The organism is Streptomyces sp. NPDC111516, assembly GCF_055635345.1.
Genome location: NZ_JBVKBV010000022.1, coordinates 1 through 14,477, shown reverse-complemented (window position 1 = coordinate 14,477; position 14,477 = coordinate 1). Strand labels below are relative to the sequence as shown.

Genomic DNA, 14,477 nt, shown 5'->3' with positions numbered 1-14,477 from the left:
TCAGCTGTCCCCCTTCAGCTTCTGCTCGGCCTCGGCGGCGGAGAGGGCCTCGACCTCGCGCAGCATCGCCTCGAACTCGTCCAGACCGATGGACTCGGCCTGGTGGGCGCGGATCGCCGCCGCGAGCCCGGGTACGGTCGGCGCCTCGAAGACGGCGCTCATCGGGAAGTCGCCGTGCGCCTGGCGCAGCCGGCCCACGATCTGGATGGCGAACAGCGAGTTGCCGCCCAGGTCGTAGAAATCGTCCTCCGGGCCGATCGGGGAGGCACCGAGCATCTCCTGCCACACCCGGGCCACCGACTGGGCCAGTTCGTCGTCCGGCCACACCGTGGCGGGGTCCCAGTCGCTGTCCTCGCCCCGGCCGCTGCCCAGCGCGTCGGTGAACGAGGTCGCGGTCAGGCCCTGCTGGTCGGCCAGGACGTCCTGGAAGTCGGCCCGGGACACGACCAGTTGGGGCAGGCCGGCGAAGAGCGCGGCGCGGGCCAGCGCGAGGCCGTCGGCGACGGGGATGCCCTGGTTCAGGCGCAGCCGCTCGTACAGCTCGCGCACCTCGGGCAGCCCGGCCATCTGCAGCTCGAACCAGTCGTCCCACTCCCACTGCGACCAGTCGAGGGTGACGGTGTTGCGCCCCTCGGCGGACCCGGCGGCGGCGAAGGCGTCCAGGAAGGCGGCGGCCGCGCAGTTGTCGGCCTGGCCGAAGCCGCCGACGATGCCGGTGGTGGCCGAGCCCGCCAGGAAGAAGTCCAGATCGTCGGCGGCGAGCAGTTCTTCGAGCAGCAGCGTGGAGCGCACCCGCGCCCCGAGCACGGCCTCGAAGTCCTCCCGCGACTTGAGCGCGACGAGTCCGGTGCCCCGGGCGTCCGCGCAGTGCAGTACGCCATTGACGGCGCCCAGCACGGTCCGGGCCTCCTCGACGAGGAGTCGGGCCTGCTCCGGGTCGGCCAGGTCGGCGGCCCGGTAGGTGACGGCGTCGGGTCGGGCGGCGCGCAGCGCGGCGAGCCGCTCGGCGCGGGCCCGCTCGGCCCCCGCGGGCAGCGCGGCCCACTCGCTCTCGGCCGGGAACCGCGGGTCCCCGACGAGCACCAGGCGGGCGCCCGCCTCGGCGAGCTGCTCGGCGAAGCCAAGTCCGGCCTCGCCCGACGCGCCGGTGATCAGATAGCCGGCGTCGGCCCGCCACGCCCGCCCGACGGGTACGGAGGCCAGTTCGACCGGTGCGAACGCGCGGCGCAGCCGCTGGGCGCCCCGGTAGGCGACGAGCGGTTCGGCGCCGGGACCGGTCAGTTCGGCGGTGAGCTGCTTGGTCAGCAGGGTCCGCGCGGCGGTGTCCGTCGGGGGCAGCACGTCGACGCCGCGGCAGGTCAGCCAGGCGTACTCCTGCGGCAGGACGGTGACCGCGCCGTACAGAGCGGCCCGCTCGGGGCGGATCACGGCCGAGCCGTGCGCGTCCTGCAGCCGGTCGGTGAGGAGATCGACGCGCACCGGGGTGTCCGTGCCGCTCTCGCCGAGCTCCTGCGCCAGCGAGACCAGGCTGTGGAAGCCGGTGGCCAGACCGTGGGCGTACCGGCCGTCCGCAGTCGAGGGGGTGGTCCCCTCCGGGTCGGTCACGGCCCAGGCGTGCACGATCCGGTCCGGGGTCAGCCCGTCCTGGCGCAGCTCCTTGAGGACGCGGCCCAGGTGCTCGGCGTCCGCCGGGTCGACGTCGAAGCCGTGCTCGGAGGTGCGGGCGTACGCCGCCGCCTTGCGCACGGTGGTGACGCTCTCGCCGCGCTCGCGCAGGGCGGCGACCAGGTCACCGGTCAGCCCCCGGCCGTCGGCCAGGACCAGCCAGGTGGCCGGCTCGGCCTGCTCCGGGGCGACGGCCAGCGGCGCGCGGTGCCAGACCGGTGCGTACGTCCACCGGGCGCTGTTCGTACGGACGCCGGTGGTCGCGGTCGGCTTGGGCAGCAGGAAGCCGGGGCCCTGGAAGGGGTAGGCGGGCAGCGGCACCCGGCGGCGCACGCCGCCGGTGTGCAGGGCCGTCCAGTCGACCGTGACGCCGTGGCGCCACAGCTCGGCAAGGCCCTCGCGGACCGTGCGGCCCTCGGCGGGCGCCTCGGCGCCGGCGCGCGGCTTGCGCAGCAGGCTGACGACGGGGCCCGGCTCCGGGTGGGTCCTGACGAGTCCGCCGAGCTGGCTGCCGGGACCGGCCTCGACGAACACGGCGGGGCCGCGCTGGACCAGGGTGGCGACACCGTCGGAGAACCGGACGGGCCGACGGGTGTGGGCGACCCAGTACGCCGGGTCGGTGGCCTGCTCGTCGGTGATCCAGGTTCCGGTGACGTTGGACAGGAAGGGGATCTCCGGCGCGTTCAGCGTGACCGAGCGCAGCACCTCCTCCAGGGCGGGCAGGGCGGGCTCGACCAGCGCGGTGTGGAAGGCGTGCGAGGTCTCCAGATCCCTTACGGAAGCGCCCTGTTCCGCCAGAACGCGGCGCGCCTCGGCGACCTCCCCGGGCGTACCGGCAACCACGCAGGAGCCGGGCGCGTTGACCGCGGCGATCGTGCCGCGGCCGTCCAGCGCCTTCGTCAGCGCCTCCTCGTCGAGGAGCACCGACAGCATCCGGCCGGGCGCGAGGTCCTGCATCAGTCGGGCACGGCGGGCGACCACGCGCAGGACGTCCTCCAGGCTGAACACCCCGGCCAGGCAGGCCGATACGTACTCGCCGAGGCTGTGCCCGGTCATCGCGGCCGGCTCGATCCCCCAGGAGAGCAGCAGCTGTGCGGTGGCGTAGTCGAGGGAGAAGACGGTGGGCTGGGTGTAGAGGGTCTGCCGCAGTCGCTCGCGGGTCTCCTCGCCGTCGGCGGCGAACGCCACTTCCCGTACGTCCCAGCCCAGTTCGGGCTTGAGAAGCTCGGCGCACCGGTCGAGGGCCGCGCGGAAGACGGGCTCGGTGCGGTACAGGTCCGCGCCCATTCCCGGGTACTGGGCCCCCTGGCCGGGGAACAGGAACACCACGCCGGGCGCGGCGTCGCCCTGCCCGGCGGCCACGGCGGGCCGGTCCTGACGCAGCGCGGCGGCGGCGCCCTCCCGGCTGTCGGCCACCACGGCGCGGCGGTAGGCGAATTCGGCGCGGCCCGACTGCAGCGTGTGGGCGGCGTCCGCGAGCCCGGATCCGTTCTCGGTGAGCGCCGACGCGAGGCGCCCGGCGGCGGCGTCCAGGGCTTCGGGAGTGCGGGCCGACAGCGGAAGGACCTGCCAGTCGCCGTCCGTCTCGGGCTCCGTGGTCACGACGGGCGCGGCCTCGAGGATTACGTGCGCGTTGGTGCCGCCGATGCCGAAGGCGCTCACCCCGGCGCGCGGCGGGGTCGCCGTCAGCGGCCAGGGGGTGCCCTCACCGCTGACCACGAACGGCCCCTTGTCCAGGGCGAGTCGGGGATTGGGAGCCCGGAAGTGCGCGGTCGGCGGGATGAAGCGGTGTTCCAGGGCGAGCGCGGCCTTGATGAGGCCGGCCACACCGGCGGCGGCGTCGAGGTGGCCGATGTTGGACTTCACCGAGCCCAGATGGACCGAGCCGGCCCGCAAGTCGGAACCGAACGCCTCGGTGAGCGCCTGCACTTCGATGGGGTCGCCGAGCGGGGTGGCGGTGCCGTGCGCCTCGACGTACTGGACCGTGCCGGACTCGACGCCCGCGACGGCCAGCGCCTCGGCGATGACCTCGGCCTGGCCCTGTGGGGACGGCGCGGTGAAGCCGACCTTGGCGGAGCCGTCGTTGTTGACGGCCGAGCCACGGATCACGGCGTGGATGTGGTCGCCGGCGGCGACCGCGTCCTCAAGGCGCTTCAGGACCACCAGGGCGACACCGTCGCCGGACACCGTGCCGGAGGCGTCCGCGTCGAACGGGCGGCAGTGGCCGTCCGTCGAGAGGATCGCGCCCTCCTCGTAGCGGTAGCCGCGCGGCTCGAACTCGCGCACCGCGACACCCCCCGCGAGGGCGAGGTCGGACTCCTGGCCGAGCAGCGACTGCACGGCGAGGTGCACGCTCACCAGCGAGGAGGAGCACGCGCTCTGCACGGTGAAGCTGGGACCGCTCAGGCCGAGCTTGTAGGAGACGCGCAGCGCCGGCATGCCGGGGTCGTTGCCGATCGCGACCTGGATCTCGTCGGAGATCTGCCCGTCCGAGCCGGAGTCGGCGATGCGCTCGCGGAGGTAGGCGCTGCCCGAGGTGCCGACGAAGACGCCGGTGCGGCCCTCGAAGGTGCCCTCCGGGTAGCCGGCCCGCTCCAGGGCCTGCCAGGCGGTCTCCAGGAGCAACCGGTGCTGCGGGTCCATGAGCCCGGCCTCGGAGCGGGTCACGCCGAAGAACTCGGCGTCGAACCGGTCGAACCCGTCGACGGGGAAGCCGGACTTCACATAGGCCGGGTCGGCGAGCAGCCGCTGGTCCACGCCCGCCTCGGCGAGCTGCTCGTCGGTGTAGTCGGTGCGGCCTTCTTCGCCCGCCGCCACCATGCGCCACAGAGCGTCGACATCGTCGGCACCGGGGAAGCGTCCGCTCATCCCGATGATGGCCACGGACTGCTCGGGCAGCGGCAGTTCCGCTTCGTACGTCATGCGTTCTCCCCGTGCGGGTTGGTTATGGACTGTGCGGCGAGCAGCTCTTCCAGGGCGCCCGCGAGTTCCCGGACCGTGGGCAGGTCGAAGAAGAGCCGCAGCGTCACGGCGACGCCGAACTGCTCCTTCGAGCGGGCCACGACCTGGGTCGCGAGCATCGAGTGGCCGCCGAGTTCGAAGAAGTCGTCGTCGAGGCCGACGCGGTCGACCGAGAGCACATCTGCCCAGATCTCCGCGAGGGCCTTCTCCACCGGAGTGCCGGCCGCCTCGAAGCCGCCGCCCAGGTCGGGGCGTACGGCCTCGGGCGCGGGCAGTGCCCGCCGGTCGACCTTGCCGTTGAGGGTCAGCGGCAGCCGGTCGAGCGCGACGAAGACGTTCGGCAGCATGTACGCGGGCAGGGTGCGCCCCAGGTAATCGCGCAACTCCGTGGTGCTGTCGGTGAGTTCCGCCCCGCCGGACACCCAGTACGCGACCAGGCGCGGCTCGCCGACCGAGTCCTCGTCGACCGTCACCACGCAGTCCCGGACGTCGGGGTGGCGGGTCAGGGCGTTCTCGATCTCGCCGAGTTCGATGCGGTAGCCGCGCACCTTGACCTGGTGGTCGAGCCGGCCGAGGTACTCGTGGTCGCCGTCCGCGCCGCGCCGGGCGCTGTCGCCCGAGCGGTAGCGCCGGGCGCCGGGCACGGCCGCGTCCGGGTCGGGCAGGAAGCGCTCGGCGGTCAGGGCGGGCCGGCCCAGGTAGCCCCGGGCCACCCCGGCGCCGCCGACGAACAGCTCGCCCGCCTCGCCGGCGGCCGCCCCGGTGCCGTCGGCGGCGACGACCTTCATCGTCCAGCCCTCGAAGGCCCCGCCGATCATGCTGCCGGCGCCGGCGTCGAGGTCGGCCGAGGTCATCCGGCGGTAGGTGGAGTGCACGGTGGTCTCGGTGATCCCGTACATGTTGACCAGTTCGGGTCGGTCCGCGCCGTGCCGGGCGATCCACGGCCGCAGCATCTCGGGTGGCAGCGCCTCCCCGGCGAAGACGACGAGTCGCAGCGCGTCGAGGGCGGCCGGTCCGGCGCCGGGCGGCTGCTCCTCCTCGTACCGCACCAACTGCCGGAAGGCGGCCGGGGTCTGGTTGAGGACGGTCACCCGCTCGCGGTTCAGCAGAGCGTGGAACTCCTGCGGCGAGCGCCGGGTCTCCTCCGGTACGACGACCAGTCGGCCGCCGTGCAGCAGCGCGCCCCACATCTCCCACACCGACACGTCGAAGGCGGCGGAGGCGAACATCGACCAGACGTCGTCGGGGCCGAAGCCGAAGCGGCCCCGGACGCCGGTGAGCAGGCCGGTCACATTGCGGTGCTCGATCATGGCGCCCTTGGGGGAGCCGGTCGAGCCGCTGGTGTAGATGACGTACGCGAGGCTGGCCGGGCCGGTGCCCGGCTCCTCGGGCGCGGTGTCCGGGTGGGCGCTCAGGTCGGTGCCGCCGGGGCCGGTCAGGACGGTGTGCTCGACGGCGAGACCGCGCCCGGCGCGGTCGGTGACCAGGACGGTGGCGCCGGCGTCGGCGAGCGTGAAGGCGACCCGCTCGTCCGGGCTCGCCGGGTCGAGCGGCACGTACGCGCCCCCCGCCTTGAGCACGGCGAGCAGCGCCGTCACCAGGGCGGTGGTGCGCTCCATGCAGACGGCGACCGGCACTTCGGGGCCGACGCCGAGGGTGCGCAGGTGATGAGCGAGGCGGTTGGCGGCGCGGTCGAGCTCGGAAAAGGTCAGCCGGCCGTCGGTGCCGGTCACGGCGACCGCGTCGGCCCGCTCGGCCGCCTGCCGCCCGAACCAGGCGTCGATGGTGCCCGGGCCTGTGGCGGCCAGTGGGTCAGCGGTCACGGTGAATGTTCCTCTCGGAGCCGGACTCCCGGAACCGGACCGCTGCGAGATCCAGAACCGGCCTGTCCGGGAAGGTGATTGCGTCGTGCAGCGTCTGCTCGTAAGCGACCAGCAGCGCGGCCGGCGTCTCGGGGCCGAACAGGTCGGTGTCGTATTCGAGGGTCAGCGCGACACCCGCGCCGCTCTCCTGCGCGTACAGACTGAGGTCGTACTTCGCGGTGTCCTGCGGGCCCGTGAGGTCGAGGGAGCAGTGGTCGAGCCCGGGGAAGACCGGCACGGACTGTTCCTTGAGGAAGCTGAACATCACCCGGAACACCGGCAGGAAGTCGCGGCCGCGCCGGGAGACCAGGGCCTCGACCAGCTTGTCGAAGGGCAGTTCCTGGTGCGCGGAGGCGTCGAGCAGCGCGGTGCGGGTGCGGGCGAGCAGCTGTCGGAAGTCCGGGTCGCCGCCGAGTCCGACGCGGACCGGGACCATGTTGATGAGGCAGCCGAGGAGCTCCTGGAGTTCGGGCCGGGTGCGGCCCGCGACCGGGGTGCCCACAGTGACGTCGTCGGTCCCGGACCAGCCCGCGAGCAGCGCCTGGAACCCGGCGAGCAGCGTCATGTTGAGCGTGCCGCGCTCACCCCTGCTGAACTCACGTAGTCGGGCGGCGAGTTCGGGCCCCAGCTCGCGGGTGACGACCGCGCCCCGGAAGGAGCGGTACGTGGGCCGGGGGCGGTCGGTGGGCACGGCGAGGGCCTGCGGGTCGTCGCCGAGCACCGCACGCCAGTGGGCGGTCAGGGCGTCCAGAGTGTCGCCCTGGAGCCGGTCGCGTTGCCAGACGGCGTAGTCGGCGTACTGCAGCGCAGGCGCCGTCGCGGACCCGCTGCCCGCGTCCGCGTCGCCGTACAGCTCCCCCAGTTCGCGGAAGAAGATCTCGACGGACCAGCCGTCGATGGCGATGTGATGGAACGTCACCACCAGGTGGTGCTCGTCGGGGCCGAGCCGCAGCAGATGGGCCCGCAGCGGCAGGTCGACGGCGAGGTCGAAGACGTGGGCACCCACCTCGGCGGCGATGCGGGCCGCCTCGGCCGCCGGGTCGTCCTTGCCGGTCAGATCGGTGTACGGAAGCGCGACCTCCCCGGGTGCGGCGACGGCTTGGTGCGGCACTCCGGACGACGTCTCATAGACCGTACGCAGCACCTCGTGCCGGGCGACGAGCGCGGTCAGCGCCCGGGCGAGCCGGCCGTGGCCGAGGTCGCCGCGCAGCCGTAGCACGGTGGGCACGTTGTAGAGCGTGGTGTCGGGGTCGATCTGCTGCATGAACCAGAGCCGCTGCTGGGCGAAGGACAGTGCGGGCCGCTCCGGCCGCGCCCCGGCCCGCGGGCCCACCGGTCCGTCCGCCGTCGGCCTGGCCGCCGCGTTCCTGGCCGCCATGGCGTCCCGCACCAGGCGGGCCATGCCCTCCAGGGTGGCCGCGTCGAGCAGCCCCTCGGGCTCGACGCGCGCGCCGAGCTCTTCGTCGATCCGGTCGGCGAGGGTGCGTACCGCCTCCGGCCGCCCGCCGAGCGCGTGCCAGCCGGAGCCGAGCGTCACACCGGTGACGTCAAGGATCTCGGCCCACATCCGGGCGAGCTCTTCCTCCACGAATCCCATGGCTGTCATACGAGTTGTGTCCCGGGGTGAGAGTGACGCACGGCGTCCTGGAGCAGTTCGAGAAACTTCGGCGGGTTGCCGCTGAAGTAGAAGTGGTCGCCCTCGAAGACGTGCACGGCGGCGCCCGCCGTCGTGTGGGCGCCCCACCCGTCGGCCTCGGCGAGCGGCACATCGGGGTCGCTGTCGGCGACGAACACCGTGACCGGGCAGCCGACCGCGGCACCCTCGTCGGGCCGGTATCCCTCCAGGGCGCGCAGGTCGGCCCGGATGGCGGGAAGCACGAGCCGCAGCAGCTCCGGATCCTGGCGCACCCCCTCGCGCGTGCCGCCCAGGCCCATGATGCGGGCCAGCACGGCGTCATCGGCCTCGGCCTCGCTGCGGGGCGCGCCCCGGCCGGCGGCCAGCCGGTCCGTACGCACCGAAGGCGCCGAACTGGCCGAAGCGACAAGGACGTGGGGGGCGAGCCCCCCGGCCGACTCCAGCCGCCGGGCGACCTCGAAGCCGATGAGCCCACCCATGCTGTGCCCGAAGAAGGCCGGGCGCCGCGGCAGTCGGGGACGCAGCGCCTCGTACACACCGTCCGCCAGCGCCGCCACGGAACCCGCGGGCTCCTCGAAGAGCCGGTTCTCGCGCCCCGGGTACTGGACGACCAGCATCTCGATGTCCGGGTCGAGCGCTGCCGAAAGCCTGAAATAGTAACTGGCCGACCCACCCGCATGCGGAAAACAGACCAGGGTGTACCGAGCCGCCGGCTTCGGGTGGAAACAGCGGATCCAGGGGGTGGCGCCGGCGGCGGTCCCGGGGGCCGTGGTCGTGGCCGTGCCCCCGTCGGGACAGTGGCCGTCGTCCGTGCCGCTCATCGGGCATGCACCGACTCGGCCCGGAGCGCCCGGTGGGCCCGACGTGCCTCCGCGAACTCGACGACCTGCCCGGCCATCGCGGTCAACTGCCGCTGGATGTGCGGATCGTCGCACGCGCCGTCCGCGCCGAACCCGGCCGTCGCGCTGTTGAGCGCCACCCCCAGCGGGGTGGTCCAGCCGCGCAGGGCGTGCACGACGTCCCGGAGCGCGGCGAGCGTGGTCACGGCACCCTGCCAGCCCATCCCGACGGACAGACAGCCGACGGCCCGGCCCGAGAGATACGGCCGGGCGTCGTCCCGGAGCTCCTCGGTGTAGTCCAGGGCGTTCTTCAGGAGCCCTGACACCGTGCCGTGGTACGCGGGGCTGGCCAGCACCACCCCGTCCGCCGAGGCCACCTCGGCGAGCAGCCGGCGCGCCTGCGGCGGGCAGCTCGCCACACGCGGGTCGTACAGCGGCATCACCAGGTCGGCGCCGCTGACGAGACCGACCTCCGCACCCAGCCGGGCGGCCTCCGCGAGCACCACCCGCAGCCCCAGCTCGGCGGTGGAGCCGGGTCGGGAGGATCCCCCGATTCCGACGACCTTCACGGCCTGCTGCATGAACTCCCCGTTTCGCGTGTTCGGTTCCGGCACCCGGTCGTTCAGGACCGGCCACAGCCTTCGGCAAGCCAACTTGCGGGTCAACGCTCGCCGTCCGGAGAGTTCCGATGGCCCGGTTCAGACATTCCGATGACGCTTGCGGTCGCGGCGGGCCGCACGACCGGAGCCGATCGTTCCCGCTGATGGGAGCCATCGGAGATGCCCGTCGGGGCACCCATTGCCGAGCGCCCCGGATGCGCGGATCATCGGACCGGCGCCGATCGCGCACACCGCCCCACGCCGAGCCTCCGGCGCGTACTCGAACAGGGTCATGTCCAGGAGCCGACGACTCGCACGGCCGCCTGCCGTCCGTGTCCCCTGCCCTACGCGGATCCGAGAAGCCCATGCCACAGGTCGACGACCCCGCCGCCCCCCGAATCGCCATCGTCGGAGCGACCGGCGCGGTGGGCGGGACCCTGCTCGAACTCATCGAGGACCGCCGCCTCCCGTACCGGCGACTGGACCTGGTGGCCTCCGCCCGCTCGGCCGGCCGTACGATCCGCGTCGACGGCCACGACCACCGCGTCACCAAGCTCTCCCGGTTCGACTTCGGCATGGTCGACGCCGCGCTGTTCTGCGCCGGCGAGGAGGTCAGCAGGGACTGGGTCCCGGTCGCCGTCGCCCACGGCGCCCTGGCCATCGACAGCACCCCCGCCTTCCGGATGGCGCCGGGCACCCCCCTGGTCGTCCCGCAGCTCAACGCGGCCGAGCTGGGCCGCCGCCCGGTCGGCGGAGTGATCGCGGTGCCCGGCGCCGCCACCGTCCCCGTGGTCCGCATAGCGCGGGACGTGGAGCGCCGCTGGGGGATCCGCCGGATCGTCGTGAGTACGTACCAGGGCGCCTCGGGCGCCGGGCACGCCGGCATCGAAGAGCTCCAGGACGGCTCGCGCACCGTCCTGCAGGACCCGCAGGCCACCGTGGTCTCGGCGGAGTTCTCGCCCGCGCTGGCCTTCAACGTGCTGCCCGGCATCGGCGACATGCTGGAGGACGGCTCGACCCGCCAGGAGCGGGAGCTGGTCGACGAGGTCCGCAAGGTCCTGGGTCTGCCCGGCATCGAGGTCACGGCGACCTGCGTACGGGTCCCGGTGGTCAGCGGGCAGGGTGCGGCGGTGTGGGTGCAGTGTCGTTCGGCGGTGAACCGCGTCGAACTGGTGGCCCTGCTCAGGGCGTTGCCCGGGGTCACCGTCCACGACGACTGCGGCGGCCCGACCCCGGCGGCGCTGGGCGACCCGGACCACCTCCACGTGGGGCGGATCCGGGTCTCGGCCACCACCCCCGCCGGCTTCTGGCTGTGGCTGGCCACCGACAACCTCCGGGTCGGCGGCGCGCTGGACGCCGTACAGATAGTGGAGGAACTGCTGGCCCGGGGCACCCTGTGAACACAGCCCTCAGCAGGCCACCAACGGCCGGTCCTCCTCCATGAACTGGACCATCCAGTCGATGAACACCCGCATCTCACGCGTGAGGTGGCGCCCGTACCGCCAAGCTATCTGCGTATACACCTCGAACGGCGCTTTCCAGTCCAACACGGTCAGCGACTTCGCCTCGACCTCGCCGGCCACCGCCATCGCCGGCAGCACAGTGACGCCCAGGCCGGCCGCGACCCCGCGCTTGATCGACTCGATGTTGCCGAACTGCAGCAGCGGTACGGGCTCCTCGGCGCCGCCGTTGAGCTCCGCCTCGAACATCGCCCCGTACGAGCAGCCCGCCTCCGACGCCAGGATCGGCACCGCGCGCAGATCGCTGGTGGAGACGTTGCGGGCGCCGGCCAGGACATGGTCCGGGGCGGCGACCGCGACCAGCGGCTCGGAGCCGAGGACCTCGGTCCTGACCCCCGGGTGCTCGGTCTCGGCCTCCATGAGGAAGCCCAGGTCGAAGGTGCCCTGCCGCAGCGCCTCGCAGGTGTCCCGGCACAGGCTGGACCGCAGGGCGAGCTGGAGCCGCGGGTAGCGGTGGTGGAAGTACTCGAGGACCGGGGGCATCCGGTAGGAGGTGAAGCTCTCCATCGTGCCGATGGTGAGGACTCCCGACGGCTCGGCCCGGCCGGTTGTCCGGTCCCGGGCCTCGTCGACCAGGGACAGGATCTGCTCGGCGTACGGTACAAGCCGCTCGCCGGCCGGTGTCAGCCGGATCCGCCCCCGCAGCCGCTCGAAGAGCTCCACACCGAGCGCCACCTCCAGGCCCTTGACCTGCGCGGTCACGCTGGACTGCGCGTACTTCAGGTCGGCCGCGGCGCGGGTGAAGCTGAGCAGCGTCGCGACCCGGTGGAAGGTGGTGAGCTGCTTCAGATCCATGCGCTGTCCCTGCGGCACGCCGTCCCCGTGGTGGCGGCGGTGGTCACTGCCAGCCCATGTCCTGCTTCGGGGCGTCCACGACCGGCGCGGGAGCCGCGACGGCCTGCGGCGCCGCGGTGACGGCGGCGGGCGCGAGCAGCGCGGCGGTGCCTATGACAATGGTTGCGGCGGCCTTGACCATACGAGCACGAAGCATGACGAATCTCCCCCAGTGACTGCGTGTCTTCCCTCAGTCACAGCATCACCATCCGTCACACGGTCAGGAAGGCTTTCCGGGTGGCCAGATTGGGCCCTGACCCAATCTGGCCAGCTCAGCCCGGATCGGCCACGCCGGGGATAATGGCAGGGATTGATGGACGGGGGGGTCCGATGCTCGAACCACTGGGACTGGACAGACCGACCGAGGCTGTTTACCGGGCGATGCTGAGCCGCCCCCGGGACGACGCCAAGGCCCTGGCCGAGCGGCTCGGGATCACCGAGGAGGCCGTGCGCGAGGCGTGGGACCGGCTGTCCGGGCTCTCGCTCGTGCAGTATGCCGCCGACCGCCCGACCGGCGCTTCGGCGCCGCCCCGCGCGGTCAACCCGGAGGTCGGTCTGGAGTACCTGCTGGCCAAGCGGGAGGCCGAGTTCGCCCTGGAGAGCCAGCGCATCGCGGGCACCCGGGCGGCGGTGCGGCAGCTGATCTCCGAGTACGAGGACCTGCGCCCGATCGGGGCGCCGGTCAGCGTGGAACACCTCGCCGACGTCAACGAGGTCCGGGCCCGCCTCGCGGTGCTCACCGAGAACGTCCGGACCGAGGTGATGGTCTTCGCCCCCGGCGGGGCGCAGACGAAGGCGAACATGGCGGCCTCCCGCCCGCTCAACGAACGGCTCCTGGGCCGGGGCGTCACCATGCGGACGATCTATCTGGACAGCGTGCGCAACAACCCGGCCAGCGAGGCGCACGCCAAGTGGCTGACGGAGCTGGGCGGCCAGGTCCGCACGGTCGCCGTGCTGCCGCTTCGGATGACCATCGTGGACCGTACGACCGCCGTCCTCCCCGTCAACAGTGAGGACAGCGGCGAGGGCGCGGTCGCCCTCACCGGCCAGGGCACGCTCACCGCCCTGTGCACCCTTTTCGAGACGGTGTGGGAGAACGCCCGTCCGCTGGGCCGGGCCCAGCGCCGCGACGAGGGCGAACTGGACCGCCAGGAGGCGGCCACCCTGCGCCTGCTCGCCGAGGGCCACACCGACGAGGGCATCGCCAAGCGCCTCGGGGTCTCCCACCGCACGGCCCGCCGCATCGCAACGGTCCTGATGGACCGCCTGGGCGCCCGAAGCCGCTTCGAAGCCGGCGCCCGAGCGGTCCAACACGGCTGGCTTCCCCCGGACGCGTAGCCCGGCCGAGACGGTCCCTACCGCACGCTCAGCGGCCGCTGGTCCGTCCACACCTCGTCGATGTGCGCAAGGCACTCCTCCTTGGTCCCGGCCACACCCGTGTCCCGCCAGCCCAGGGGCAGTTCGCGCCCTTCGGCCCAGATCGAGTACTGCTCTTCCCCGTTGACGACAACGGTGAACCGCCCCACGCCGCACCTCCACGTAAGCGCCGGCCCGAACAAGCCCGGCAACCTCATTGCGGGCCCCAGCCTGATCCGCCCACCCCGACACCACAACACCCACCCCATACCGGCTCCCGAACCCCCCTATCGCCCCAGCCGATCGCCCCACCCCGGACCGCCATCGCCCGCTCCTCGGCCCGCCGCATCGCCACTGACACACATGAACGGGCAAGCGATTGGCAAGAAACTGACGCCACGGCGACAAACCCGGCTCCCGGCAACGACCCGTCCGGCCTGTATCCGTCTCGCTGCCCGAAGGCGCCACCGCGGCACCCAGCCGTGTGACTCGTCACGCCCTGAGCAAGGAAAAACCCCAGGTCACGGCGAGTGAGTCCTGGGGTTTCTCGGAGCCGCCTTCGGGATTCGAACCCGAGACCTACGCATTACGAGTTGTCCGATCTTGTTCCATGGGCGTCCACCGATGTCCTCCAGGGGGCGAATTCCCTGGTCAGGGCGTCTCGCAGACCTACGCGGACACGGGCAGACGACTGCGGATGCGGCGGCAACTGAGACTGAGACTGAGACTGAGACCGCTTCGTCCCGAAGCAACTTGCGTGGGGAGTCTGCCTTGGACCAGCGTGTCTCTCAACTGCGCTGATGGTCCGCAGACGTTCGCGCTCGTCCACCGCTGTTCGTCAGCGTTGTCACGCAGTTAGACACTCACCGCTCAACGGCCAATCACGTACAAGGCCGTTGTCAGTGCCGGCCTTTAGGGTCTCAAGCGCGCGGTCGGCTTCCGGGGGTTCCAGCTCCGAAAGGAATGGTTGCATCCCCGGCCTGTCTGGGGGCGGCCCGGAGAATCGTCCGGGACCTAACCGACGGTCGGGCTTCGTCGATGGCCAGCAGATGACCTGCCAGAGCCGACCGCGCACCACCCCCTCTCGTGGGTACCACCTGATCCGTAGCTCTAGAAGACTCATGAAGATCTTGGTGAGGGGCTGTCCGGCCGTAGGCCGGGCAGCCCCTTTTCGCTATGCGGTGGCCGGGGTGAGGTGCCAGCTG

Annotated in this window: 10 protein-coding genes; 2 read left to right on the top strand and 8 right to left on the bottom strand. The window is 72.8% G+C overall.

Going from position 1 to position 14,477, the window contains the following annotated elements; translation table 11 throughout:
• From ACZ7L9_RS30150 to ACZ7L9_RS30130, 5 genes are read right to left on the bottom strand one after another with little or no spacing between them, the layout of a single operon-like run.
• Positions 1 to 4,587 carry a type I polyketide synthase gene (locus tag ACZ7L9_RS30150; RefSeq protein ID WP_471420110.1) on the bottom strand — a complete coding sequence of 1,529 codons (4,587 nt, stop codon included), beginning with the start codon at positions 4,585 to 4,587 and terminating at the stop codon, positions 1 to 3.
• Positions 4,584 to 6,449, bottom strand: coding sequence for an amino acid adenylation domain-containing protein (locus tag ACZ7L9_RS30145; RefSeq protein ID WP_471420108.1), 1,866 nt, complete (start codon positions 6,447 to 6,449; stop codon positions 4,584 to 4,586). The genes ACZ7L9_RS30150 and ACZ7L9_RS30145 overlap by 4 nt, the downstream gene beginning before the upstream one ends.
• Positions 6,439 to 8,094: a condensation domain-containing protein gene (locus tag ACZ7L9_RS30140; RefSeq protein ID WP_471420107.1), complete on the bottom strand. Its 1,656-nt coding sequence runs from the start codon at positions 8,092 to 8,094 to the stop codon at positions 6,439 to 6,441. The genes ACZ7L9_RS30145 and ACZ7L9_RS30140 overlap by 11 nt, the downstream gene beginning before the upstream one ends.
• Positions 8,091 to 8,945 (bottom strand): thioesterase II family protein, encoded by an 855-nt coding sequence (locus tag ACZ7L9_RS30135; RefSeq protein ID WP_471420105.1) that lies wholly within the window; start codon positions 8,943 to 8,945, stop codon positions 8,091 to 8,093. The genes ACZ7L9_RS30140 and ACZ7L9_RS30135 overlap by 4 nt, the downstream gene beginning before the upstream one ends.
• On the bottom strand, positions 8,942 to 9,544 hold the full coding sequence (locus ACZ7L9_RS30130; protein WP_471420103.1) for an NADPH-dependent FMN reductase: 603 nt from the start codon (positions 9,542 to 9,544) through the stop codon (positions 8,942 to 8,944). The genes ACZ7L9_RS30135 and ACZ7L9_RS30130 overlap by 4 nt, the downstream gene beginning before the upstream one ends.
• A gap of 383 nt (positions 9,545 to 9,927) precedes the next feature.
• On the opposite strand from ACZ7L9_RS30130, the gene ACZ7L9_RS30125 reads away from it, so the two are divergent.
• Positions 9,928 to 10,962, top strand: a complete 1,035-nt coding sequence (locus ACZ7L9_RS30125) for an aspartate-semialdehyde dehydrogenase (RefSeq protein ID WP_471420102.1) — start codon at positions 9,928 to 9,930, stop codon at positions 10,960 to 10,962.
• A 9-nt stretch (positions 10,963 to 10,971) separates the two neighbouring features.
• Here ACZ7L9_RS30125 and ACZ7L9_RS30120 read toward each other — a convergent pair whose 3' ends face one another.
• Together ACZ7L9_RS30120 and ACZ7L9_RS30115 are read right to left on the bottom strand one after the other, a co-directional pair.
• Positions 10,972 to 11,877, bottom strand: coding sequence for a LysR family transcriptional regulator (locus ACZ7L9_RS30120; protein ID WP_471420100.1), 906 nt, complete (start codon positions 11,875 to 11,877; stop codon positions 10,972 to 10,974).
• A gap of 43 nt (positions 11,878 to 11,920) precedes the next feature.
• A complete protein-coding gene (locus ACZ7L9_RS30115) occupies positions 11,921 to 12,073 on the bottom strand; it encodes a hypothetical protein (protein ID WP_471420098.1) in 153 nt (50 codons plus the stop codon).
• Between the two features lie 173 nt (positions 12,074 to 12,246).
• Between ACZ7L9_RS30115 and ACZ7L9_RS30110 the strand changes: the two genes are divergently transcribed.
• Positions 12,247 to 13,254 (top strand): helix-turn-helix domain-containing protein, encoded by a 1,008-nt coding sequence (locus ACZ7L9_RS30110; RefSeq protein WP_471420096.1) that lies wholly within the window; start codon positions 12,247 to 12,249, stop codon positions 13,252 to 13,254.
• A 17-nt stretch (positions 13,255 to 13,271) separates the two neighbouring features.
• On the opposite strand, the gene ACZ7L9_RS30105 is transcribed toward ACZ7L9_RS30110, so the two are convergent.
• Complete coding sequence (locus ACZ7L9_RS30105) at positions 13,272 to 13,490, bottom strand: MbtH family protein (RefSeq protein ID WP_471420094.1); 219 nt, start codon at positions 13,488 to 13,490, stop codon at positions 13,272 to 13,274.
• Between the last annotated feature and the right edge of the window lie 987 nt (positions 13,491 to 14,477).